Here is a 25429-nt window from a genome sequence, read left to right on the forward strand (position 1 = left end):
AGATCTGATACTTTATATAAAAACCATTCTTGTTCGATAAAATTTAAATAGAATTAACAGGTCGCTCCTCCGGAGCTTTATTTATGGATTTCATTTTTCTACTAACAGTAGATCCCGATGGGATCAAATTTAGCTCCGATGGGAGCTGACTGTTAATAGAACGTATTTGTTTTAAAATTAGAGCTCCGGAGGAGCGACCTGTTAATTCATAGCGTAAATATTAATATTTTCAATGTATTTATACTTTTTATCGGACAGTAATGGGTTGCATAAAAAAGACTGTCGTTTTTGGACAGTCTCTTTTCTATTTAAGTCAAACTCATAAACCGTGTAGTGATTTTACTACGTGAACTTCCTTTTTCCACTACAAGGAAACTTTTAGCACTACTATAAATTTGCAGTATACAAAAGATAACAATTAAGTAAAAAATAACAATAAAATATTATCATCATGAAAAAACAAATCGTAATCACAGCCTTAACTTTTGGAGCGATCATATTTGGAACTAACAATGTTCAAGCTCAAAATACTACAGCAACCACCACGGTAAACATTACTCTGAACGATGTAATCTCCATCGATGCAGGAAGTACTGCCATTGGTAATACGGTTGATTTTAATTATGTTACTGCAGCAGACTACAACTCTGATCAGACCATTACTAAAGCCAACTCTTTGAAAGTTACTTCCACAAAAAACTTTAATCTTAAAGTAAAAGCAGGAGGTGCTAATTTCATGAATGGAACGAACTTAATCCCTGTCAATGTTTTGACAATTAAAGCTGCAACAGCTGCCGGAACAATGGGTGGAACAAAAAATACTGTAGTTTTATCTGCAACAGATCAGAATTTAGTTACCAATGCTCCTCTTGGAAGTGCATTAACATTGAATCTGGATTACACAATTCCAGCAGCAAAATCTTCATCTTCTGATATTTTAGGTAAACCAGCGGGAACTTATACGCAAACAGTAACTTATACAGCAACTGCTTTATAATAAAAAACACATCAATTTTATAATAAAAAAGCACATCAATATACATGCCCTCAATACCTGAAAAGTATTGAGGGTTTTTCTATTTAAACCCAATGAATAATCCTGTAGTGATTTTACTACACGAACTTCCGTTTTCCATTACAAAGAAACTTTTAGCATCACTATAAATTTGCAGTATACAAAAGATAACAATTAAGTAAAAAATAACAATAAAATATTATCATCATGAAAAAACAAATCGTAATCACAGCCTTAACTTTTGGAGCGATCATATTAGGAAGCAATAAGGTTCAAGCTCAAAATACTACAGCTACCACAGCTGTAAATATTACCCTGAACGATGTAATCTCTATCGACGCAGGAAGTACTGCAATTGGTGGGACAGTTGCCTTTAACTATGTTACAGCAGCAGACTATAACTCTGATCAAACGATTACTAAAGCCAACTCTTTGAAAGTTACTTCCACGAAGAATTTTAATGTTAAAGTAAAAGCAGGAGGTCCAAATTTCGTCAATGGTTTAAATTCAATTCCTGTAGATGTTTTGACAATCAAAGCAGCAACAGCTGCCGGAACGATGGGCGGAACAAAAAACGATGTGGTTTTATCTGCAGGAGAAAAAACTTTGGTTGCAAATGCCCCACTTGGAAGTGCCTTAACACTGAATTTGGACTACATCATCCCAGCAGCAAAATCATCATCATCTGATATTTTAGGTAAACCAGCCGGAACTTATACGCAAACAGTAACTTATACTGCGACTGCTTTATAATAAAATTTTTAGTTTGTAAAGGCTTATTTTGCTACGTTTTCAGTAGTTTTGAGAATCTTTATTATTAAACTATTTACACCATGCACAAGTTTATTCACCTTTTCATTTTCTTTATCCTTACAGGGTCTTCTTCACTTCTGGCACAAAGTATCTCTATGTCGCCTACACGCTTGTTTTTTACAGGTAATCCGGGAGAAAAAGTAACAAAGACCGTCACGCTTCAAAACAGCTCGGATAAAGATTATGTTTTTAATCTCAACTATAAAGATTGGGCTAGAGAAGAAGACGGAAATAAGGTTTATCTTGAAGCAGGCAGTTCAAAAACTTCCAATGCCTCTTGGGTATCTACCTTAGAAAACACTGTAACAGTTCCTGCGAAAAGTACAAAGGAGATTGTAGTAACCATGCAGATTCCGGCAAATGCATCACAGTCTGCCGTTACAAACAGCATGCTGTTTTTTACACAACTTCCTCAGCAGGCAGATAAGGCGCGTATTCAGAATGGTATTGGTATTATCACTTTATTTGAGGTGGGACTTCACATCTTTTACACTCCACCGGGAAACCATGTGAAAAGTTTGGATATCACCAATATTTCAGAAGTGAGCAGTGAGAATGCTGCGAATAGAAAAGTCGCAGTAAGCATTCATAATGATGGAAATACCATCAATGATGCTACCGTTGAGTTTGAACTTACCAATACAGACAGTGGTAAGGAAATAAAATTACCAGCAATTTCTATCTCCATGTTTCCGGATACCAATCAGGTTGTTCAGTTTTCTTTACCTGAAAACATTTCAGGGAACTTCCTTGGTGTGGTTATCGTCAAGATGGCAGAATCCAATGATTTACGTGTAGGAGAAAAAAACTTTAAATTTTAAAATTAAGCTTTGAAACCACAGAATGGAATATCAGTATCAGTACTAAGAAGAACAATCTTATTTTTTGTATTTGTTCTTCTGAACTTTTCGTGGGCCTTTGCACAGGAAAAAAAGGATATACAAATCCATTTTGAAAATGACAGTGTAACTGTTGAGAAGGGTTCTACTTTTACTAATTTCCTGGTTATTGAGAATAAAAGTTCTGAAGAGGTTACGATTCAGAATATCATCCCTCAGGAACAATATCCGGGATTACTTTTCTATCCTAAAAATGACTTTACTTTAGGCGCTGGTCAGTCTAAAAATCTTCCTGTGAAACTGATCGCCAACGTGGATTTTATGAAACTGAGATCCAATAAGATTCAATTCCAGGTTTCGTACGCCACTCCAACGGTCACCAGAACTGAAAGCGCTTCGTTCTTCGTCGCTAAAGGCGAGAACAAAAACATCGCGATTTATACGGCGACCTACGAAAATTTCATTAACCCTGCTTTGCCCCAATCCTCAATTCTGCTGACTGTAGAAAACCAGGGTTATAGTAAACGCACCGTTAAGATTGATTTGCAGTCAATTCCTGATGGTCTGGAAATTTTGCCCAAACAGCAAACCTTATCTCTGGAAGGTTTAGAAAAACAAACCGTTGAGATCAAAATTGCAGTCAGAAAACAGAATACACTTTATCCGGAATTTAATATTAATGCAATCGTCACAGATCTGCTTGATAATAAAATTGTGGGAAGCAACACACTTTACCTGGTTATTTTATCGCACAACAGACAAATTGCCCGTGGAAACGAAGGGGTGAGCGGAAGTAACTTTGCGGAGATGAGTTATAATGAAAACAGTTCAGGTTTCAATTTTCTTCAATTGAGGGGAAACACAGCATTCCGGGTGACTGAGAATTTAAAATCACGCTTCAATATCGGTGCAGATTACTATTTTGAAGATGGCCTTTATAACGTGTATGATACCTGGCTGGAACTGGAGAGAAAAAATACGGTTTTACGCCTGGGAAATGTTAATAGCAGCGATTACGACTACCCGGTTTTCGGAAGAGGTGGGAAAGTTTCTACCAAATTTGGTGACAATAATCAGATTGAAGTTCTTGCGCTGGAAAGTAATTATAATCTGTACGGTACTTATTTCCAGCAAACAGAAGGATCTACTATGGCGGGTGCAAAATATGCTTTTGGAAATGCTAAATCTTTCAATGGAAAAGTATCCTATATATTCGACCATGATCCGCGCTTTAACGTAGATACACAGGTAGCGAACGCAGTAACATCATTGTTAATTAATGAAAAACACATCATCCGCACGGAGTTGGGGCTGAGCAACGAAAAAGGTCTTTCGAATAAAGACGAAAACACAGGAGCTTCAATGGGAGCTAATTACGATGGAAAAATAGGGAAATGGGATATACAATCTTTCAATTCCTTTGCCACCAAAAGTTATGCAGGGATCAAACGGGGATCTTTCTTCTCAAATCAGAGGATCGGCCGCCAATTTTCTGCTGCTCAGCGCGCTTTTATCCAATATCAGAATTCGCAGGTAGAACCAGAGTTCCTGAGTTTCCAAAGTGAACCTATCCAACCTGGGAATACCTCTAATTTGCGTTATTATTTCAACAGTACAGAAGCTTTGGGACTAGGGTATCAGTTTTCTTTAAAGAAGTTGAATTTCCTGCTTTATCCAAAGGTTGAAAAACAAAAAACAGCTAATTTTTACACATCGCAGGAGCTTTTTTCTTACCGGTTGGAAGCCAATATCAGTACTACATTAGGTGCTCACGGATTGAACCTGACGGCGGAATATTCTTATTCAAAAGAGAATGATAATCCGGAATGGTTCAATAGTTTGAAAACGACTTTATCTTACAGATATAAATCATTCTCTCTCAACGGAACAGCCCAATGGAATGCAATCAGTGTCTTTGATTTAAATTCTTATTATAATGTAAACCGTAATTTCGCCAACTATAATGTTTATGCTTCCTATAATTTCCAGATGTTTAATCATAATCTGACTGGATCTTTTTCAGCAGGGACCTTCTATTCGGAACTTTATAAAAATTTAAACAGCAATATCACCGGTAATCTGGAATATAAGATTTCGCCTTCCTGGTCCACCACAGGGTATTTTAATCTTTCCGGTTATAAATCTACGGCTGATTATGCAACCAGTGGAAGTTATTATCAGTTCAGAGTGGGGATTAAAAAATATTTTACCACAGCAACAGCTCTCGGAAATTATAAAGTGGCTTTCCAGTTCTTTGAAGATAAAAATTTTAATGGACTTCTGGAATCCGGTGAATCGGTACTTGCTAATGAAGTTGTAAAACTGGACAATTATGTAGCGATAACAGATAAGAATGGAAAAGTCGTTTTTCAGAATGTGCCTGAAGGTACTTACACACTGAAAATGAACGAAAGTGCAGGTACCCGATTGATGATGGATCCTGTCATTATGGTGCATGCCAATATTAACCGTAAAGTAGGCTTGGTAAAAAACATCAGGGTAAGTGGGAAATTAACAGAGATCAGACAAGCCTACGATGTTTTGGAAACGGATGTAACCGGAATAGTGGTATATGCAAAAAGTGAAGAGGGTATGATCTATACTGCCGTGGTTAACCAAAAAAATGAGTTTGAGTTTTTCCTGAAAGATGGAAAATACACCCTTTATATTGAAAATGACAAATATAGCTATACACAACCCACCCAAACTATTCAGGTAACAAAAGAAGGGTACTCAAAAACAGTGGTTTTTGAATATAAAAAGAAAGACACCACCATTAAGGTGAAAAAGTTTTAAATTTAAAAGTATGAAAAAGATGAGGTCTTTTCTAATAGGAATTTTTACCGTGTTGTGCGGGTATACAGCCACGAAAGCTCAGGATGTTTACCTGTCGGTTCCTGAAAATAATATTTTTAACAGGAGCGAATTTACCTCAGTACCTACAAGGGTAATGACGAACGCCAACAGAACAAACTGGGACTATGCCTTTTTGGGATTACTCCCCACCGCTCCTACATTTACCTCTGTTTCCGGGCCAAATTTTACTCATTCTTCTTCCTCACTTACTTTACCAGGTTCCGCGCTTCTGTGGCAGTTGGAAAGTATGGGCGGACAGATGCCTTCTACCGGATTTTCAGGTTATTTGCCAGGTTTTCAGTCGTTCAGCACAAGCGCTATAAGATGGTTTGAACCGCCATCCATCGGTCTGGGGGGAGGATTCAACCGGGGAAATATCAATTTTACATTTAAAATTCCTGCCTCACAATTCAGTGCCAATGCTTTCCGGGCCGGGAATTACTCCATGGATATAACTCAGAATTATAATGACTTCACACCACGTAATTTTAAAACAATTTTAGTCATTCCTTCAGCTATAAAATGGGTCGCAAACTCTTTAACAAAATACATAGAAATCTCTTCATTGAATGACTACCGCAGTACAAGCACAAAGGTGTGGGATTTGGGGAGTACGGAAATAGCCAATACAGTTGATTTTAATTTCTGGGCGAAAGCTGCTGCCACAAACATTCAGTTCACGTCCTCTAAAGGGGTTCCGGGAAACAGAAATATAGCAAGCATTAAATTGGGTAGTAACGGATCTTCACTCACAACCAAAGCCTTATCTTCCGATTTTCAGAATTTTTCTCCTGCTAATTTCAGTGTTGTAGCAGGAAACAGAAATAACTTCATTCCGCAACTTTATGTGTCTGCGGAAGATTTTAAAAACTTCTTTTTTGAAGCCGGAACTTATACATTTGATTTGAACTTCAATGCCAGTAGCACAGATAACTCCATTAACAGTTTGCAAAATACGTCTGTTCAGTTAAAGGTGCTTCCTCTGTCGGAGATCACCATCCCCAGTTCCGGACGCAATGTAAACTTCAATTTTAATACTGCTGCCCATTACACCGACGGTCAGTCACAAATGATTCCCAACCAAATCATGTTGTCCAATAATGAAAATTTTGAGCTCTATGTAAAATCGGACGAAAATTATTTTAAGAAAGGTGGTTTACAGACCAACATCAATTCAAATATTTTACAAATTGGCATAGATGGGAGCTCTGTAAATGTTCCCTTATCCAAAACTCCTCAAAAAATACTTTTTAACGGAGCACCGGTTTTGGACCGTGGATTGAACGTAAAATACACCATATCACCTGCAGGTGCCCAAAGTTTGGTAGGAAAGGAAAATACCACTTACTCTATCAATGTTTATTATAGCTTTACGGCAATTTAATAATACTTTTTGAAAATGAATACTCTTATTTGCTGATGGAAAATTCTTCCATCGGCATAAATAAGCTGTATACGTTACAGTAATTCGTTTTCTGATTGTATTTTGTTACAGCATTTTATGACTGTGGTTTCATCATGCAATAGGTGGAAAATACAAAACTTTCCAAAAGATTTTCTGAAGTATCGCCATAGATACGTTTTCTTACTTTGATGATTTTCCCTTCATCAAACCCCTATATTTTCAATAACTGTAGATGTATTTTGGTAGCCGGGTTATCAATGATTGCCACTTCAGGCTGCCATTTTTTATCTTGCATCATTCTGCTGTTTGCAATCAGTAATCTGTTGATACTGTTCTATATTTCACCTTTTCTCTATTTTCTATAATTCCGGTAAACAGTCTGCCAGAGTCAAAATTCTCCTGGAATCTGACACAGCCGTTTTTGTGAAATAAAACAGGACCTGTATTATTTCAGGTAAATCCCATTTGATTTTTCTTTTTACTAATATGATATTTTTTTTAACTTGCTACCTTCTGGAAGGAAGGCCTGAACTATGGTGTTTTTATTTGCATTGAAGCAATATAACTCTTTCTGCCTTCTTTCAAAAAAAATAATTCAAACAGCTTCTAAAACCGTGATACTTAATTTATGAATGATTTTATCAACGAACTCCAATTAAAAATTGAAAGACTGGAAAACGAAATCAATTTCAAGAACGGATTGATCTCGATTTTGTCTCATGACTCAAAAGAACTGTTTGGGACCTTTGTGTGGCTTACAGAAGAGCTTGAGCAAAATACTCTAAGTGAGGAAGATTTTTTTAAATTGTTGACGCAGGTAAAACGGGATGCCCAGAAGAATCTGCAAACTATTCAGGACAGCGTTGCCTGGCTAAAAACACAATACGGGGAATTTAAGATTAAACCCGTTAAAATCATGGTGATGGATCTGTTCCACTATTTGGAAGAAAAATACGCTGCTCGGTTAAAAGAAAAAAACATTAACTTTTATTTTAAAGGAGATCAAAATGCATTTCTCACAAGCGATCGCATGTTGCTCGAATATGTTTTCGACAAAATTTTCGACAATGCGGTAAAATACTCATTGCCGGGTCAAGATATTTATTTACAGGAAATTACAGAAGGTGATCAGATTGTACTTTCTATAATTGATTCCGGAACAGGAATAAATGAAAAGTATTTACCTGGGATCTACACTTATGGTAATCCTATATTTCTGGGAACTGCAGGCGAGAAAGGAGTGGGATTAAGTTTGAAAATTGTAAAAAATTTTATATCCTTGCTTAATGGAAACATCCAAATCATTTCCGCTGAAAATAAAGGCACCACGGTTTCTCTTTTTTTACGTAAAATTATAGAATAATGGGTTTAAAAGTAAACATTCGCATTGTTGTAGCAGACGATCATGGTATCGTCCGAATGGGTTTGATACAGACAATTAAACGATTCAGACCCGATGCCATCATTTCAGAAGTAGAGGATTATAAATCACTGTACAATTTAATTCTGAAAGAAGAATTTGATCTGGCCATTATGGACGTTAATATGCCTAATGGTAGTGTTCAGGAAGCAATAGATTACATAAAAATTCATCAACCTGCATTAAAAACTCTGATATTTTCTTCTCAGGATGAAGAATTGTATGGAATGCGTTATCTGAAAATGGGTGCTGGTGGCTATCTAAGCAAGCTAAGCTCCACTGAAGTAATTGAAACTGCTTTAACGGCGATGCTTAATAAAGGGCGATATGTAAGTGAGAATATAAAAGAAGCGATTCTTTTAGAATCATTAAACGGCTCTGTAAAAAATTCTCCCTTTGAAGCTCTATCAGACCGCGAATTGCAAATTGCCAATAAGCTTGCTGAAGGTCTTCCCCTCAAAGAAATTTCTAATCAGCTGAATCTCCATTCATCAACGATCAGTACATACAAAATCAGGTTGTTTGAGAAGCTGAAAATACGATCCATACCCGAATTGGTAGAGATTCTCAGGTTGTATAATCAGTAAATTTTTTATCACAAAAAATTGGTTATGATTCAAGCTCTGCTCCTTTGTACAGAGTTACGGTCAGATAAACATGATCATGCAGCAATTGGTATCTGAAATTGGAGTTTATCGGAGTCGTTGATGAGTGTTTTGAGATAGACCTTCTTCGTCCTATAAAAACACCGGAATATCTTGCAGTAAGAAAACCTGTAATTTCTACTCCCTAAATATCTGTCTATTGGAATCAAGAATAAAAAAGTGCCACTTGTATCAAAGTGGCGCTTTTGGGCTATTTGTGACCTTCGAGTATATCTTCAAACACTTTTTTAGGTGCATTTGATTTTAAAATCGGTAGCCTATACCCAGTCCAAGCTTTATAACCTGATCGTGGTCTGTTTTATCTGCATTGAAAACAAGTTTTCCATAAGCTGCGTTGGCTTCGAAAACAAATCCTTTCCTGGTAACCAGTTTCCATCCAAATCCAGCACCTAATGCCAGATCATATACATCTTTACCCTCAGTGAATGTTATGTTGTCTGCTGCGTAGATTTTTTTTCCATCAATGGAAGTAAACATTCCAAATCCTTCGACAAAAAAACCGGAAGCATATTTCTTTCCAAAATAATATCTGTAATAGGGAGAAATATAATAATTCATATCATCATTTGCTGAATGGTCATATACTTTAAATGCAGAGATTCCCAGTGATGAATTTTTGTTGAGAAGCCTTTCATAACCTACTTCAAAAGCACCCATTAAAGGAGAAATTAGATTCAGTTTAATTTCATTTTTTTTCTGATATGGATCTCCATTAGTTTCGTTGTTTTGAGCTTCAACAGAATGACAAGCAAATAAAAAGATGAGTAATAAAAATGTTTTTTTCATAAAAATTAATTTGAATTATTTAAGTGCAAAACTCAGGTAATTCAAATTAGAAAGGGTTTCAAAAGCTTAAAAATGGAGAAAATGGTACTTATTTGATGGTATTTTTATATTCATTGGGTGTTTGACCGGTCACTTTTTTAAAGGCTTTATAAAAAGTTGTTTTTGAAGTAAACCCGGATTCCAATCCCATCGTCAACAAAGTATAGTTTTCATATTCCGGATCTGATATCATTTCCTTGACAGCTTCCACCCGATATTGATTGATATAGTGGGCAAAGTTGTCTCCAGTTATCGTGTTTACAATTTGGGAAACATATCCAGCACTTATGCCTAGTTTTTCAGCAACTTTTTCTCTGTTTAATGTACTATCGGTAAAAATCTGCTGCTCTTTGCAAAGCAGCTCAAGTTTTTGAAAATAAAGATTGTCAGCCGTTATAGATTCTCTGTATTCTTCTGCAATGCTATTTTCTGGCGTTATACTGTTTTCTGCAATTTGCAGATTGGGATGTATAATAACCAAATCGTTGTTTAGAAAATTGTAGATGGCATCTTTGTTTTTGGCAAGCTTGTATTTGTAAATGCCTATATAGGCTGTCCAGTGCGTGATAAATGTTGCCGATAAAGCCAGGGCACTCATGGTAGAGGAAATGTCTATTCCAAAAAAGAAGCCAGCCATATATGTAATTAGCCAGGTAGATAATAATAAATAGAGAGTCGTTAATAAGGTAATTACCCATTTTTTTTCTTGTGGATCTTTTAAATGCCTTATCATAAAATAAGAATAAAAAGGAGGAAACAGGATAATGATAAAGGCAAATAAAAGCTGAATCAATCTAAGTATATTGATAATGAAAATACCAGAATCTGTGATTTTATAAATTCCTAAAATATCATTAAGATGGTAGATAATGGTAAAAGTAGAGGAATAGATAAACGGAATGTAATACAAATAAGCTCTTTGTCTGTTCTTTACAGTATCATCAATTCGGTTGATGATGAAAAGGAAGATGAAAACGGGTAGTAAAAATATCCATTCAATATAATCCAGAAAACATAGCAAAGGATAGGATTTAAATGCCCCTTCAATTTCAAAAACGTAATTCAATAAAACAAAGGAAAGTGCAAATAGTAAATAGGCTAAATATTTATTTGATTGGCTATTGAATAGGGAAGATTTTAAGATAACTATACCTAAGACTATTCCCTGAAAAATAGCAATATTTAAAAGTGTTGTATAGATCAATTTTTTAATATAAAATTTGTTTTAAATATACTTCTTTGATGCGAATTGATAAAAAAGAATTTTTTTGAATGCTGACAACTTTTTAAGGGGTTGAGAATGAGCTCAACTGAAATGATTTATTAATTTTATAAAAATTAAATGTAGAGAACAATTCTTGGGAATTAAAAAAAGACAAGTATCAGGTCGTAAAAGTTTGATATAAAGATTTTTATGGGTAAAAAAAGAGAGACAACTATCAAATAGTTGTCTCCTTCAGTGACCTCGACAGGATTCAAACCTGTAACCTTCTGAGCCGTAATCAGATGCGCTATTCAGTTGCGCCACGAGGCCTTGTGTTATCTTGTTGTTTAACGGTTGCAAATATACCACTTTTTTCCGTTCTTTGAAGAATGAAACAGAAAATTTTACTTTTATTTACGGTATTTTCGCTAATTGCCTGTAAAAGAGAATCAAAAATTTCGTCCTCAGATTGGACAAATATCTCAAATCGCACCCAATACAAGGAACAGAACGGAAACCTGGAGTTGAAATCGGGGAATTTTACTTATAATTTTAAACAAAATCAAACTCCTTTCAAGAAAATCATCCTGTTGAATGCTAGTATGGCAGGGTATATTTCAGAGCTGGGAGCAGAAAATGTAATCACAGGAGTTTCCAGTCCGGAGTATATTTTTTCAGATAAAATTCAAAATCTGATTAAAGAAGGAAAGATCCAGAATGTAGGAAGTGAACAGAAATATGATGTGGAAAAGATCATTTCTATGAAACCGGATGCTATTTTTACCAATCATATTGCCAGCTTCGACAATACTTATGAACTTTTGAAAAACAATGGTATTCAGGTGATATTTCTGGATGAATATATGGAACAGAAGCCTTTGGAAAAAACAGCTTATATTAAACTTTTCGGAGAGTTTTTAGGAAAAGAAAAAGAAGCTGAAGCTAAATATCAGGAAGTGGGGAAAAACTACAGTGATCTGAAACAACTTGCCTCGAAAGCAAAAGAAAAACCTGTGGTACTTGCTAATGAAATGTATGGAGACGTTTGGTATCTTCCAGGGGGAAATACTTCCGTGGCTCATTATATTTCGGATGCCAATGCCAATTATATCATGAAGGATAATAAAGATGAAAAAGCATTGACAATGAGCTTTGAGGAAGTATATGCGAAAGCAGGAGGCGTTCAGTACTGGGTAAATGCAGGAAGTCACACTTCGAAAAAAGAAATGCTAGGCATGAATCCTTTCTATGGAAAGCTGGATGTATTCAATAAAGGAAAGATCTATACCATTGCAGGAAAAGAAAAACTGAAAGCGAATGATTTCTTTGAAAGCGGTGTGGTAAGAGCAGATTTGATCCTTAAAGATTATATAAAGATCTTTCATCCTGAACTTTTACCCAATTATCAGCTTACTTACATGAAAGAATTGCAGTAACTCATACTATTTGCTTATTTTTGCCTTTCCTTTTTATCAAGTTATGTGGAAAAAAATTAAACAGCTTATCTTCATCATTCTTGTTTTGAATGTAGTTTTTATCATCTGGGGCCGATTTTTTAATCCGCCAATTACTCTTACTCAGATAGGAGGACTTTTTGAATATGGAAAACTGCATAGAGATTACATTTCCTATGACGAAATGGGAAGTAATGTGAAAAAAGCTGTAATTGCTTCTGAAGATCAGAAGTTCTTTGATCATGACGGCTTCGATTATACAGCAATCGAAAAAGCCATGAAATATAATGAGAAAGGCAAAAAAATAAGAGGAGGAAGTACTATTTCCCAGCAAACAGCGAAGAATGTGTTTCTTTGGCAGGGCAGAAGCTGGGTGAGAAAAGGGCTGGAAGCGGTGTATACTTTCATCATCGAAAAAGTATGGACTAAAGATATTATCCTGGAAAGATACCTGAATTCCATAGAAATGGGACAGGGTGTATTTGGTGTAGAGGCTGCTGCTCAATATTATTTTGGAAAATCATCCAAAGATTTAAGTACCTCAGATGCAGCCTGGATTGCCGCTGTATTGCCCAATCCAAAGAAGTATGATCCTAAGAATCCATCCCCATATTTAAGGAAGAAACATAATTGGATCATGAGACAGATGAGGAATGTGAGTTTGAAATAGTATCTTTGTACTAATGAAATTCTTTAATTCCAGCACAAATTTTGAGTCAGTTCTTAAAAAATACTTTTCTTTTAAGAACGAAACTCTTTCTTTAGAACCATTTGCAGAGTTTTTAGAGACGATAAAAGAGGCTGACTTTACAGATGTGCTCAATTTTTTCAGAAGCAATCCTAATTTTGCTGAGAACTTTAAATATTATATCCACAATATTTTTAGGGGAAGACCTTTCAATCTTTCACTGACAGAAGCAAATATTCTTTCAGAAAATGCCTTCTTTCCGGAACTTAAAAAAAGAATACTGAACAAGGTTCTGCCACCCGTTGAAAACGAAAATACGGTATGGTACATGATCGATAACGTCAGTATGAGGCCGAAGAAAGATTTAAAATATCTGCATAACCTTCCTGAAAATGAGATCAATGAATTTTTTAATATGTTGGGAGCTTCGGATTTTATTATCCGTCCTAACGTTAAAAAAGAACTTATTTTCTCTATGAACATCCTGTCCTGGAGGGTAACAGGAATGGCGATGGAAGTGGAAGTGGTAAGAATGGCCCCTCAATACAGAAATTTAGACAATCCGTTTTTGGCTCTTCAGAATGAGCTGGAAACATTGGCTGATGATCTGGTTAAAGATCCTGAATTACAACTGCATTCAAAAGACAGCCGATATAAGCAGATCAAAATCTACGCAGAACAATGCCAGGAGTTTGTGAATATTGCTTTTAAAAATTCAGCCAAATATGGTATTTCTGGGAAGATTAATCAATCCCTGTTAAAAATCCGTCAGCAGACTGAAAGAATATATGAAATCGTTCAGCTATTGGTTATTGATAGTGATGAAGATATTCAGATAAAATCTAAGCAGTTGATTTTTAATATTCTGAGCTATAAATCTCATAAAAATAATATTTCAGATCTCATCAACGACAGTACGAGGTTGATCTCACACCTTATTACCAACCACACTGCAGAAACCGGAACTCATTATATTACTTCTACCCGTAAGGAATATATGACCATGTTCTACAAAGCGAGTGGTGGTGGTATTATCGTAGGAGCCCTTTGTGTTCTGAAAATGCTCTATGGATACATCCCGGGAAGTGATTTTTCACACGCCTTTCTGTATTCAATGAATTATGCGATGGGGTTTGTGATGATTTATCTGATGGGTTTTACACTGGCTACAAAACAGCCGGCTATGACTGCCGCCACGATGACAAAAGTATTATCAGAAGAAGGAAATGCCCAAAGAAATAATACGGAATTTGCCCATTTGGTATCTAAATTATTCAGAAGCCAGTTCATTGCCTTTGTAGGGAATGTATTGCTTGCCTTTCCGGTAGCTCTTGCCATTATTTACGGATTAGATGTGTTTTTCTCACAAAATCTAGCCGTAGAACGTTCAGATAAATTATTAAAAGACCTTGATCCTTTCAAATCAAAAGCTATTCTGCATGCAAGTATTGCCGGATTCTACCTTTTTATTTCAGGGATTATTTCAGGGAATATCGGGAACAATTCTGTGTTTTATCAGATACCGGAGAGAATTGCCAAAAATTTATCAATCAGAAACTTTTTCGGAAAGAAATTCGCAAAAGGACTTTCGAAATATTATGCTAAAAACTGGCCTGGAATCATTTCCAATTTCTGGTTTGGGGTTTTCCTTGGGGCCACAGCTCCGGTCGGAATGTTTTTCGGACTGGATCTGGATATCAGACACATTACCTTTGCAGCCGGAAACTTTGCTTTAGGGTTATATGGAAAAGATTTCTCTGTAGATTCCTATACATTCTGGATGTCTTTTGTAACGGTATTTCTGATTGGTTTCTTCAACTTCCTGGTAAGCTTCAGTTTATCGATGTTCCTGGCATTCAGGTCAAGAAAAATGAATTTCGGACAGGTAAGTGAGATCTATAAAGAAATTTTCAGATACTTTACAAAACATCCGCTGAAATTCTTCCTGCCACTTAGCTCTGGTCTGGACAAAAAAGCTGACGATTTGATGAGCAGTACTATTTCCAATAAATCAGAAGAACATTAATAAAAATAAAAAATGCTACCCGAGGGTAGCATTTTTCTATTGTTATAGCTATTAAAGACAGTATGGAAGCTCTGGGCATTCTGCAGGAAGCTGCTCCCAAAAAATACATTGACTAAGATCTCCACAGCTTACAGCGCAACAAACCATTTGTCCCGCACCTTGAGTTGCCTTTAACGTTTCTCTTGATAATTTCTTTGATTTAAGTATCTTTTTCATAGTAAAAATGAGTTATTAATGAGTACTAAAGATACATATTAAATCTGATGAATTCAATATAATTTCAATGTTGGTGAATTATTTTACTTGCATTTAATGTTTATATTCTTATAAAATTTGAAGATCGTTGAATTTCTCTATTCCAAATTTATCCTGAAACTTCTTGAGGTAAAAGCTTTTCCGCATTTTAAAATCATGCTTCAGTAGAGGAGAATCAATTTTGATTATGATACATTCGTTTTCTATATTGACACTTCTGATTTCATTGAAAAGACTTTCATCAAGATATTCTTCAAGGAAATCTTTAATGTCAAAAGCAACTAGTTTATGTTCAAAACCATAAATTCTGGCAAAAGATTTTACCAGTTCAGAGGATTGATATTCACGTTTTTTCTTCTTCATAATTGGGGTTCGGGGTTCGGGATGCGTGATTTCGGTTTCGGGTTTTTATTTGGTTTGTGATTATTAATTATTGTTATTCCTTTTTATTCCAATTTTCTATGACCCATTTTTTATAGATGTTGATCTTTCCTCCTAATGTGTTGTATTCATTTCTTAATGTCTCAAATTCTGAGGAAAAATTAGGGTATAATATGATAATTTTTTCCAGATGGTTAATTGTTTCATCGTTACTTGCATGGCTGTAAATCAGGAAGCGAATGTAATCATTTTTATAAGTTGATCTTCCATAGCCTTCAACAATATTTGTAATGACTGAGTCTGAAGATCTTCTTAATTGACTACCCAGTTCGAACAGTTCGTATTTAGGAAGAAGATGAGACGCTTTGTGGGTTTTTAGAAATAAATCAAAAGCTTTTTTATAAATGTCCAGATTTCTATAACTCATATCATTTGTGTTTTAGGATCTTAAGGTAAGACAAAAAACAGTTCGATGATAAAGAATATTAGTTTTTTACTTTTTATCTAGACCTACACTTAGTTACCCGCATTTTACCTCGTACCTCGCATCCCGAACCTCTTACTAAACTTCAAAAATTATACTTTCCTCATTAATCTTTTTCACTACACTTTCAGTTCTTTCCCTATGGGTATCGGTAATGAAAATCTGTCCAAAACTTTCTTTGTTGACAAGTTCAATCAATTGGGAAACTCTGGTATCATCAAGCTTATCAAAAATATCATCAAGCAATAGGATAGGCGTCTTTTTGGTGAGTTCTTTTACAAGACTCATCTGAGCCAGTTTTAAAGAAATCAGGAAAGATTTCTGTTGTCCCTGCGATCCGATTTTCTTGATTAATACACCATCCATTTCAAAAAGAAGATCATCTTTATGAATTCCTTTTGACGTGTAAGTAAGCATTCGGTCTCTCTCAAGGTTTTCTTTTAAAAGATTTTCAAAAGAATCTTCCAGCAAATGAGATTCGTAAATCACTGATACGGTTTCTTTTCCACCGGAAATAATTTGGTAGAAATTCTGAACAATCGGATTGAGTTGCTCTACAAACTCTTTTCTTTTCTTAAAGATTTTCGTTCCAAATCTGGTGATAGGCTCATCATAAATTTCCAGAGAATCTTTGTCCCAGGTTCTGTTCTTGACAAAATATTTCAGTAACGCATTTCGCTGTTGAATGGTTTTCTGATATTGGATGAGGTCAAAAAGATATTCGGAATCCGTTTGAGAGATCATCGCATCCAAAAATTTACGTCTGCTTTCTCCGGAATCCGAAATAAGATTAGAATCGTAAGGTGAAATCATAACACTTGGCAGGTATCCAATATGATCTGCAAGCCTGTCGTAGCTTTTATCATTCTTCTTGATCACCTTTTTAGCTTCTTTAGGCTGAGTGATTCTGATGATATCTTCACTATCTTCATTCTGAATTTCAGCATCAATGGTAAAAAAGTCTTCCTCTTGTTTAATATTGTTAAGGTCCGTATTTCCCAGAAAGCTTTTTCCTACTGATAAATAATGCAAAGCATCCAGAATATTGGTCTTTCCCACGCCATTATTTCCCACGAAACAGTTGATCTGCGGGGAAAATTCAAATTTTTTCTCGGAATGGTTTTTGAAATTGTAGAGGGAAAGCTTCTTGATAATCATTCGTCAAAAATACTCCATTATTACTAAAAATAAAAAAGGAAGTGCCGAACAAGTTTCCACCCCGAATGAGAAATAAGCGTCATCTCTTTTATTATCAGAGAAGTAGATGAGAATATAAGTTACAATGCTGGCCATAAAAAAAGATATGGCGTAAGATAATTCAAGATAGAAGATTCCAATGATATTACTGATGAAAACAAGTGCGTAGGCAATATATTTAGTGTTTTCTACCCCTATCAGCATAGGAAAAGTCTTTACAGTATCACTGTTCATATCCCGGATATCAAAGGGAAGTACAAGTGCAGTGATAAAGAAAAAGCTGATCAGAAAAATAGGTATGCTGAATTCAGGAAGGGTAAGCCAGCAGTTGACCAATGCCCACACTAATCCTACGTAGAAGACTTTCAGTAAAGGAATTTTTCGGATATAAACATCGAGAAAAAAACTGTTGTATAGCAATCCCAGCACGACAATGATAAACCATTTCAGAAGTCTTATTTCATTATGATTATGAATGATTAAAAAAGCACAGATGATTCCTGCAATGGCGTTGATGATCAATATTTTAAAAAAATACCTGGTATATTGATATTTAGTATACAGATAACCACTGAAATAAGTGATGAAAATAAGTGCAAAAGTAGGGAAACGGAATGTGTTTTGCTCTTTCATGAAAAATACTGCAAAAAGAGTTCCCATAAGAGAGACATAAATCTGGCTGTCTATGACGGTTTTTTTCAGTATTTTTAAGATGTTCATTTATCAAAATTAATATATATGAAAAGATTTTCCAAGATTTTTCTGCTTTTGCTTGTAATGCTAAGCTTTTCAACGGTATCCGCACAGAAATATTACGATACCCAATGGAAAAAAGTGGCTGATAACAGTGTGAAAGGAGCTTATAAATCTAATCTTCCCATTATTTTAGACATACAAAAACAAGCCATGAAAGAAAATAATGCCTTCGAGCTGATCCGCTCTCTGAAAGCGGAATTCAGTATTGTAAACCAAACCGTTGACGATGATCAGAATGATGCTGCTTCTCAGTTTTTCAAAAAAATTAAAGATGCAGAAGGTAAAATAAACGGAGACGGAAAGCTGGTGTACAAAGTTTTAATGAATGGCTTTTTCATGGATTATTACAACCAGAACTCATGGAAAATAAACGGAAGAACCAATATCAATTCACAGGATGTTTCACAGATTGAAACCTGGAGTAAACTTGATTTCAAAAATTATCTGACGAAAAACTTCCAGGAACTTGATAAAGAAAAACCTGAAATGAAAAAGATCTCTCTGGAAAAGTATAAAGATATCTTTTCAGAAGCAGGTGACCTTGTTTATTTCCCGAAATTATCGGATTGGTATGCAGTGAAGAAAATAGCGTTTTTATCTGAAAACAATATTTTCACCAAAAATGAATTGACCGAAAATCATACAACAATCAATGCAATTTATGATGAACTGATCGAACAGAATACAGGGAATCCCAAACTGTATTTCATGAAAGAAAAGCTTACGGAAAACTGTAACTTCAATCATTGTAAGGATAAACTTCAACAGCTTCAGAATCTTTTGAAATCGAATATAGAAGGAGATTATAAAGTGATGATTATGGGAGATGTGATGGATGAACTTACTAATCAGAAGAAGCCTAAAGAAGCTCTTGCATTAGCGGCACAAGCTAAAAGTGAATACCCAAAATCTCTTTTTCTGGAGAATATTAAAAGCAAAGAAGCACAGATTGTCAATCCGTATCTGACTTTAAAATATGAAGCACAGACGCAGAATAATCTGCCGATTCACTTTGTAGCACAGTATCAGAACGTATCAGAATTTACTCTGAATATTTATGAAGTGAAAGACGATTTTACTTCGTTAATTCGATATGTTCAGGATTCTTATTCCGATACTTTTAACAAACTAAAAAAGAATCTGGTAAGGAAGGAAACATTTCAGCTTCCGGATCCTAAAGATTATCAGAGTCACAAAACTTCTTTGGAGGTAAAACCGCTTCCTTCGGGAGTGTATGTTGCTGAATTTACAGTTGCTGGAGCGGATATGAAAGATACAGACTCCAGACAGAATTTATATTTTCTGGTTTCAGGAAACAGAATCATTTATCAGAATAAAACGGATAGAAGTCCTCTTTCCGATGAGTTGAAACTCGTAAATAGCGAGAATGGTAAACCTTTAGCCAATGAAGGTCTTCGATTTTATGAATTTGTTTCCAATAAAACATTAACTAAAATTGAGGGAACAACCAATGCCAGCGGAGTATTTAAGCTTCCTGCTACAGATAGCAAAGAATATTACAGAACATTCCTGATCCAACAGCCTAAAACAAATGATTTCCAGATCATGCAGGTGTACGGAAACAGAGGTTATGCTGAAGATTATAATCCTAATAAACAAACCCGTTCAACAGCACAGATTTTTATCGATAGAGGAATTTACCGTCCCGGACAGACTGTTTATTTCAAGGTGATCAACACCAGAATCAATAAGGAAGTTGAAACTGTTCTTTCAGGATTAAAACAAAAAATCACGTTATTGAACACCAATAGCGAAGAGGTTTCTTCACAGGATTTTACTACCAATGAATTCGGTTCTTATCATGGGAGTTTCATTCTTCCAAAAGGAAAACTGAATGGTAATTTTTACCTGAGAATAGAAGGGGAAAGTGCTGGATATAAAAATTTCAGGGTAGAAGAATACAAAAGACCGAAATTTGAAGTAACCTTTGATCCGGTAAAAGAAGAGTATAAGTATGGCCAGACTATTGATTTGAAAGGAAAAGCTGTGATGTTCTCGGGAGTTCCGCTGAGCAATACTACAGTGAATTATGAAATCAAAAAACAAAATATCAGATGGAGATATTTCAGCTGGTATCCACAGAATGATGATAATGAAAATTCAATTTTAGGCGAAGCAAAAACCAATGAAAAAGGAGAGTTTACCATTCATCTGGAACTTAAAAAAGATGAAAAGCTGGAAGGGATACAAATTGATAATTATGCCATCAATGCTTCTGTTACAGATATCAATGGAGAAACGCAGACTGCTGATACTCAATTAAAAGTAGCGTCGGTTTCTCATTACATTCAGGCAGAAAACATCAGCAATATTTTTACAGATGAAAATGTGAAACTGAAGGTAGAAACCAAGAATTATAATGATCAGAATCTTAAAAAGTCATATCAGGTTAAGCTATCAAAACTAACCGCTCCGGATAGGATTTTCAGAGAAAACTTCAAGTCTGATGTTCAGAATCTGCCTAAATATTCAAAAGAAGAATTCATAAGCAAGTTCCCACACGATCTTTTTGATAAAAATGACGAGATCAAAAACTGGAAAACAGAAAAAGTATTGGTTGAAAGACAACAGCAACCATCCGCTGATAATGCTCAGCTTTCAACTAACTTAGACTTAGGAAAACTGGAAACAGGAGATTATGAACTTGAACTTTTCAATATAGAAGGAAAAGATACCATCAAAACTTCACAGTATTTCAGTGTTTGGGATAAAACAGCTTTAAAACCAACTCAGAAAACATTCCTTACGGTTATTGCTCCGAAAGAAGAATTATCAAGAGGAGAAAAAGCAAAAGTGTATATTTACTCCGCTGTTCCTGATGCTTTAATCAATGTTTTTGTGCAGGACGGATCTGGAAAAACCATTTCAGAAGTTCATCAGTTGAAAAATGGAATATTAGAATATACGGCTGAAATTCCTAAAGATAAAAGTGTCTCAGATCTGAATCTTCAGTTTCAGCTGGTGGCATTTAATGATGTGAATACAGAATCTGTTTCCTTAAAAATAAAGGATACAGAAAAACCTTTAAAAATTGAAACGGTAACCTTCAGAGATAAACTTGAACCTAATGCTAAAGAAAAATGGACGGTAAAAGTAACCGGAAATGACAAGGAAAAGATCAATGCAGAGGTATTAGCGAATATGTATGATATGTCTTTGGATCAGTTTGCTAAAAACACGTACAGCTGGAGAAAACTATATACGCCATTTGTAATTGTTACTTCTTATGGAATCAGAAATTATCTTCAGCAGCAAAACTATCAGAAGAGACTAAGATATTTCGAAGACAGATATATAACTGTTCCTCAGTTTAATTGGTTTGATGGGAATTATTATTCAATTTCAAGGGAAACTATAGTAGGATTTAGCAATCAGGAAGGAGTGAAAGCTCCGGCTTATGCATCTCCTCCATCACCAATTGCAGGTGCAAAATTTAAAACCGCAAGAGCTGCCGTTGCAGAAGATAGAATTGAGGTGATACAGAATACTGTTCCTGGACCTCTAAAAGCCCCGAACATGGATGCAGGAAAAGGAGCTGCAAATGAAGAAGCCTTGGATAAAGTAGCTGTACGTCAAAACCTGAATGAAACGGCATTCTTCTATCCCGACCTGAAAACAGATGCAGAAGGAAATGTAAGCTTCGAATTCACTTCTCCGGAAGCACTGACAAAATGGAAACTGATGTTCCTTGCCCACACTCAGGATGCAAGAGCGGCTACCTTGGAAAAAGAAGTGGTAACACAGAAAGAATTCTCAGTAACGCCAAACTATCCGAGATTCCTGAGAGAAGGTGATGAACTGAATCTGCAGTCGAAACTGTCAAACCTTACAGATAAAAAACTGAGTGGTTCTGCGGAATTACAGATTTTAGATGCCTTCACCAATGAAAATATTTCTTCGAAATTCGGAATCACTTCAGGGATACAAAACTTCAGCTTAAATGAAAACGGAAGCAATGCATTAACATGGAAGTTGAAAGTTCCGGACAATGTTTCCTCAATTATCTTCAAAGTGGTTGCGAAAGCTGGAGCTTATTCCGATGGAGAGCAACAGGCTGTAGCGGTATTGCCTAACAGAATGCTGGTAACAGATGCTGTTCCGGTTTTTGTCAAAGAAGGAGAAACCAAAACATTTGTACTGGATAATCTTAAAAATAATACATCTACAACAGCTTCTAATGTTTCCAATACGTTAGAACTGACAACCAATCCGATCTGGGAGATCATGTTTGCACTTCCAAGTCTGAAAAACGATCAGAACAATTCTGCGGATGTTATCTTTAATAAATGGTTTGCAGACGTGCTGGCCTCAGAAATTTTCAAAGCCAACCCGAAAATGAAAACAGTTTTTGAAGAATATCAGAACAAAGGATTATTGAACTCAAATCTTGAGAAAAATCAGGAGTTGAAGCAGTTGTTATTGGAAGAAACTCCGTGGGTATTGGAAAGTAAAAATGAAGGCGAGCAAATGCAGAAATTAGCATTGCTATTTGACGTTAATACAATGAAAAATTCTATCAATCAGGATTGGGATGATTTCAAAAAACTACAGAATCCTGATGGTGGATTCTCATGGTATCCTGGTTACCCAAGTTCTTACGGAACGTCATTGTATATCCTTAAAAACTTAGGAAAAATCAATTCCTGGTTAAAAGATAATGTGAAAGATTATCAAGATGCAGATCAAAAAATACTTGTTGCTAAATTGATCCAGTATGTAGATAATGAGGTGAATAAATATTTTGATGCGAAAAAAGGAAATGTCTGGAATAACTGGACAATGGATTATCTTGATACCAGAAACTACTGGGAAAAACAATATCCATTGAAAGGAAAAGGAGCTACCTTGAAAACATTGGTGAAACAAAAGGCAAAGACAGCTAAAATCACCGACTTTACATTCTTCGGACTTCATCGTGCTGCATTATTAATGAACGATTATGGTCTGAAAGATGTGTCTGCTAAGTTGATGACTTATCTTAAGGAAACTTCTACAGATACCAAAACTCAGGGTGTCTATTGGAAACAAAATCTGAATGATTGGGGATGGTTTGGCTCAAAAGTAGTCAATCATGCCGGAGCATTGGAAGCTTTCAATACGTTACAATCTAACGACCAAAACTTTATTGAAGACATGAAAATCTGGCTGGTAACTCAGAAGGAAGTTAACTCATGGGGAAGCTCAAGAGGAACAGCTGAGGTGATCTTTACGATTTTGAATTCAGGAAAATCATGGACGGGAGCAGAAAGTGATAAAGCAACGATTGTTTGGGGTGGAAAAGAATTAACTCCTCAGACACAAGCTACAGGCTACGTGAAGTCGACAGTGAAACCAGAAGCTATAGATAAAAACTTAGCCACTGTAACTGTAACGAAACCTGGTCCTGGAATTGTTCAGGGAGGATTGTTCTGGCAATATTATGAAGATCTTGATAAAATCAAATCTTCAGAAAACTATATTTCTGTAACGAAAGAGCTTTATAAAAAAGTGAAAACTGTAAACGGGGAGGAACTTCAGAAAATCTCTTCTGAAACTCCGTTGAAAGTAGGAGATAAAGTAACCGTAAGAATGATTCTGAACACAGACAGAGCCATGGAGTTTATTCATATTAAAGATATGCGTGCAGCAGGATTTGAGCCTGTAGATGTATTATCCGGATATCAATGGAAAAATAATCTGGGATATTATCAGTCAACCAAAGATGCCTCTACCAATTTCTATATTCAATATATGCCGAAAGGAAAATATGTATTTGAATACGATGTGGTCTCCAATGCATCAGGAAAATTCTCCAACGGAATTACAACGATGCAGAATTATTACGCACCACAGATGAATGCGCATACAAAAGGAAGTAATGTAACAATTTCAGAGTAACTGATCAACATAGAAAACTGTAGTAAATTTTTTACTGCAGTTTTTTATTTCCGGATTTTTAATAAAGATAGAATTAAATCGAAAAATCAAACAATTGTTTAATTTTGGAATGATTTTTGGAATTAAGATAGTAGCAATTAAAAAAATTATTAAAAGATGAAATTTTCTAAAACTTTAATCACAGGATTAGTATTAATGGCTGGAGTAAATGCTTTTGCACAAAAAAAAGCAGAGAAGTTTGAAAAACTACAGATTGAAATGTTCCCAAAAGCAAAAGAAGGATATAAGCAAGTATATATTCAGCTTCCCGTAGCAAAAAATGAAAACGATTTGAAAGTTGAACTTTTTGTAGGAGCTGAAAAAATGTTAGACTGTAACAATTATTTCTTAATGGGAGAAATGAAAACTCAGGATCTTCAGGGATGGGGATACAACTATTATGAAGTAGAATCTAAAGGGGAAACCGCAGGAACACTGATGGGTTGTCTGGATAAAAAACAGACTAAAAAGTTTGTGACCTTAAAACCTGAAATTGTAAGATATAACAGTAAACTTCCATTGGTATTCTATGTACCGAAAGACATTGAAGTTCGTTACAGAATTTTACGCCCTGATGCTGCGATGAAAAAAGCAGTTCAAAAATAAATCAGCTTATTATAATTATACAGAAAACTCCTCACAGCAATGTGGGGAGTTTTCGTTTATAATTGAATATTATTCTCGCAGATTTTGCTGATTGAGCAGATTATTCATTCCCCAAGCCTATCCACTCTGTTTGTCATTCCGCAAGAATCCAGCTTTCCAAAATTTAAAATATAAAGAGAATAAGTCCAATTTTATTCAATAGAAATGGGCTTTAGCCCATTTAATTAAATGATTTAGATTCCTTTAGCCTAAACTTACACTCAATTTTACAGAGAGTAGATTATTTATTACACTCTGTTTCTTGTTCCGCAGGAATCCCGCTTCCAAAATTCAGAATCAAAATAAAAAAAGAAGATGATAATGTATCCATTTCTCAATGGCTTTAAGTTTTGGCTAAAGCCGTTGAAAATTTTGTTCTTATTAAACGGACTAAAGTCCGTCGCTATTGAATATGATCTCTCGGAGATTTTGCTGATTGAGCAGATCATTTTTTCAAAGTTTATCCACTCTGTTTGTCATTCCGGAGGAATCCAGCTTTCCAAAATTTAAAATATAAAGAGAATAAGTCCAATTTTATTCAATAGAAATGGGCTTTAGCCCATT

19 protein-coding genes and 1 tRNA gene are annotated in these 25429 nt (G+C 35.3%); 12 read left to right on the forward strand and 8 right to left on the reverse strand.

The genetic code is table 11. The annotated features are described in order from the left end of the window. The first annotated feature begins 451 nt into the window (after window positions 1-451). The 7 genes from NK356_RS21215 (at window position 452) to NK356_RS21245 (ending at window position 8935) form a co-directional block, all read left to right on the forward strand. On the forward strand, window positions 452-997 hold the full coding sequence (locus NK356_RS21215; RefSeq protein WP_253317993.1) for a peptidoglycan-binding protein LysM: 546 nt from the start codon (window positions 452-454) through the stop codon (window positions 995-997). A gap of 225 nt (window positions 998-1222) precedes the next feature. After that, on the forward strand, window positions 1223-1768 hold the full coding sequence (locus tag NK356_RS21220) for a hypothetical protein (protein ID WP_034699552.1): 546 nt from the start codon (window positions 1223-1225) through the stop codon (window positions 1766-1768). 80 nt (window positions 1769-1848) lie between these two features. Continuing rightward, on the forward strand, window positions 1849-2649 hold the full coding sequence (locus tag NK356_RS21225; protein WP_253317994.1) for an Fn3-like domain-containing protein: 801 nt from the start codon (window positions 1849-1851) through the stop codon (window positions 2647-2649). A gap of 9 nt (window positions 2650-2658) precedes the next feature. Beyond that, window positions 2659-5463, forward strand: a complete 2805-nt coding sequence (locus NK356_RS21230) for a hypothetical protein (RefSeq protein ID WP_253317995.1) — start codon at window positions 2659-2661, stop codon at window positions 5461-5463. A gap of 10 nt (window positions 5464-5473) precedes the next feature. Then, window positions 5474-6907, forward strand: a complete 1434-nt coding sequence (locus tag NK356_RS21235) for a hypothetical protein (protein WP_253317996.1) — start codon at window positions 5474-5476, stop codon at window positions 6905-6907. A gap of 649 nt (window positions 6908-7556) precedes the next feature. Next, window positions 7557-8291 (forward strand): sensor histidine kinase KdpD, encoded by a 735-nt coding sequence (locus NK356_RS21240; protein ID WP_253317997.1) that lies wholly within the window; start codon window positions 7557-7559, stop codon window positions 8289-8291. Beyond that, window positions 8291-8935 carry a response regulator transcription factor gene (locus NK356_RS21245; RefSeq protein ID WP_034699561.1) on the forward strand — a complete coding sequence of 215 codons (645 nt, stop codon included), beginning with the start codon at window positions 8291-8293 and terminating at the stop codon, window positions 8933-8935. Before NK356_RS21240 ends, NK356_RS21245 begins: the two co-directional genes overlap by 1 nt. 321 nt (window positions 8936-9256) lie before the next feature. Here NK356_RS21245 and NK356_RS21250 read toward each other — a convergent pair whose 3' ends face one another. The 3 genes from NK356_RS21250 to NK356_RS21260 form a co-directional block, all read right to left on the reverse strand. After that, window positions 9257-9799, reverse strand: coding sequence for a DUF3575 domain-containing protein (locus NK356_RS21250; RefSeq protein ID WP_253317998.1), 543 nt, complete (start codon window positions 9797-9799; stop codon window positions 9257-9259). A gap of 88 nt (window positions 9800-9887) precedes the next feature. Beyond that, on the reverse strand, window positions 9888-10904 hold the full coding sequence (locus NK356_RS21255) for an AraC family transcriptional regulator (protein ID WP_253317999.1): 1017 nt from the start codon (window positions 10902-10904) through the stop codon (window positions 9888-9890). 394 nt (window positions 10905-11298) lie between these two features. Beyond that, window positions 11299-11372, reverse strand: a tRNA-Arg gene (locus NK356_RS21260). Window positions 11373-11431: 59 nt separating this feature from the next. Here NK356_RS21260 and NK356_RS21265 point away from each other — a divergent pair. Genes NK356_RS21265 through NK356_RS21275 form a run of 3 tightly spaced genes read left to right on the forward strand, consistent with a single transcriptional unit; the run spans window position 11432 to window position 15210 of the window. After that, window positions 11432-12478 carry an ABC transporter substrate-binding protein gene (locus NK356_RS21265; protein WP_253318000.1) on the forward strand — a complete coding sequence of 349 codons (1047 nt, stop codon included), beginning with the start codon at window positions 11432-11434 and terminating at the stop codon, window positions 12476-12478. Window positions 12479-12521: 43 nt separating this feature from the next. Beyond that, complete coding sequence (gene mtgA / locus NK356_RS21270) at window positions 12522-13166, forward strand: monofunctional biosynthetic peptidoglycan transglycosylase (protein ID WP_034699571.1); 645 nt, start codon at window positions 12522-12524, stop codon at window positions 13164-13166. 13 nt (window positions 13167-13179) lie between these two features. Next, window positions 13180-15210, forward strand: coding sequence for a recombinase (locus NK356_RS21275; protein ID WP_034699573.1), 2031 nt, complete (start codon window positions 13180-13182; stop codon window positions 15208-15210). Between the two features lie 51 nt (window positions 15211-15261). Here NK356_RS21275 and NK356_RS21280 read toward each other — a convergent pair whose 3' ends face one another. From NK356_RS21280 to NK356_RS21300, 5 genes are all read right to left on the reverse strand, one after another. Next, window positions 15262-15426, reverse strand: a complete 165-nt coding sequence (locus NK356_RS21280) for a hypothetical protein (protein WP_156106591.1) — start codon at window positions 15424-15426, stop codon at window positions 15262-15264. Window positions 15427-15534: 108 nt separating this feature from the next. Then, window positions 15535-15828 (reverse strand): hypothetical protein, encoded by a 294-nt coding sequence (locus NK356_RS21285; RefSeq protein ID WP_034699575.1) that lies wholly within the window; start codon window positions 15826-15828, stop codon window positions 15535-15537. Between the two features lie 73 nt (window positions 15829-15901). Continuing rightward, complete coding sequence (locus tag NK356_RS21290) at window positions 15902-16273, reverse strand: four helix bundle protein (RefSeq protein ID WP_034699577.1); 372 nt, start codon at window positions 16271-16273, stop codon at window positions 15902-15904. Window positions 16274-16408: 135 nt separating this feature from the next. After that, window positions 16409-17488: a DNA replication/repair protein RecF gene (locus NK356_RS21295; RefSeq protein ID WP_253318001.1), complete on the reverse strand. Its 1080-nt coding sequence runs from the start codon at window positions 17486-17488 to the stop codon at window positions 16409-16411. 3 nt (window positions 17489-17491) lie between these two features. After that, entirely contained in the window at window positions 17492-18247 is a 756-nt protein-coding gene (locus NK356_RS21300) for a hypothetical protein (RefSeq protein ID WP_034699593.1), read from the reverse strand. A gap of 18 nt (window positions 18248-18265) precedes the next feature. On the opposite strand from NK356_RS21300, the gene NK356_RS21305 reads away from it, so the two are divergent. Next, entirely contained in the window at window positions 18266-24181 is a 5916-nt protein-coding gene (locus tag NK356_RS21305; protein ID WP_253318002.1) for an alpha-2-macroglobulin, read from the forward strand. Window positions 24182-24337: 156 nt separating this feature from the next. Further along, the gene (eco, locus tag NK356_RS21310; RefSeq protein ID WP_034699598.1) at window positions 24338-24826 is read left to right on the forward strand and encodes a serine protease inhibitor ecotin; all 489 of its coding nucleotides are present in this window, start codon (window positions 24338-24340) and stop codon (window positions 24824-24826) included. The last annotated feature ends 603 nt before the right edge of the window (window positions 24827-25429 follow it).

Origin of the sequence: Chryseobacterium sp. S0630 (assembly GCF_024158915.1) — a bacterium.
Taxonomy (GTDB): Bacteria; Bacteroidota; Bacteroidia; order Flavobacteriales; family Weeksellaceae; genus Chryseobacterium.

Coding starts and splice junctions, on each gene's coding strand:
- NK356_RS21235 (WP_253317996.1), top strand. CDS start 5,474: ATGAAAAAGATGAGGTCTTTTCTAATAGGAATTTTTACCGTGTTGTGC.
- NK356_RS21295 (WP_253318001.1), bottom strand. CDS start 17,488: ATGATTATCAAGAAGCTTTCCCTCTACAATTTCAAAAACCATTCCGAG.
- NK356_RS21280 (WP_156106591.1), bottom strand. CDS start 15,426: ATGAAAAAGATACTTAAATCAAAGAAATTATCAAGAGAAACGTTAAAG.
- NK356_RS21300 (WP_034699593.1), bottom strand. CDS start 18,247: ATGAACATCTTAAAAATACTGAAAAAAACCGTCATAGACAGCCAGATT.
- NK356_RS21215 (WP_253317993.1), top strand. CDS start 452: ATGAAAAAACAAATCGTAATCACAGCCTTAACTTTTGGAGCGATCATA.
- NK356_RS21250 (WP_253317998.1), bottom strand. CDS start 9,799: ATGAAAAAAACATTTTTATTACTCATCTTTTTATTTGCTTGTCATTCT.
- eco (WP_034699598.1), top strand. CDS start 24,338: ATGAAATTTTCTAAAACTTTAATCACAGGATTAGTATTAATGGCTGGA.
- NK356_RS21220 (WP_034699552.1), top strand. CDS start 1,223: ATGAAAAAACAAATCGTAATCACAGCCTTAACTTTTGGAGCGATCATA.
- NK356_RS21305 (WP_253318002.1), top strand. CDS start 18,266: ATGAAAAGATTTTCCAAGATTTTTCTGCTTTTGCTTGTAATGCTAAGC.
- NK356_RS21245 (WP_034699561.1), top strand. CDS start 8,291: ATGGGTTTAAAAGTAAACATTCGCATTGTTGTAGCAGACGATCATGGT.
- NK356_RS21275 (WP_034699573.1), top strand. CDS start 13,180: ATGAAATTCTTTAATTCCAGCACAAATTTTGAGTCAGTTCTTAAAAAA.
- NK356_RS21265 (WP_253318000.1), top strand. CDS start 11,432: ATGAAACAGAAAATTTTACTTTTATTTACGGTATTTTCGCTAATTGCC.
- NK356_RS21225 (WP_253317994.1), top strand. CDS start 1,849: ATGCACAAGTTTATTCACCTTTTCATTTTCTTTATCCTTACAGGGTCT.
- NK356_RS21285 (WP_034699575.1), bottom strand. CDS start 15,828: ATGAAGAAGAAAAAACGTGAATATCAATCCTCTGAACTGGTAAAATCT.
- mtgA (WP_034699571.1), top strand. CDS start 12,522: ATGTGGAAAAAAATTAAACAGCTTATCTTCATCATTCTTGTTTTGAAT.
- NK356_RS21240 (WP_253317997.1), top strand. CDS start 7,557: ATGAATGATTTTATCAACGAACTCCAATTAAAAATTGAAAGACTGGAA.
- NK356_RS21290 (WP_034699577.1), bottom strand. CDS start 16,273: ATGAGTTATAGAAATCTGGACATTTATAAAAAAGCTTTTGATTTATTT.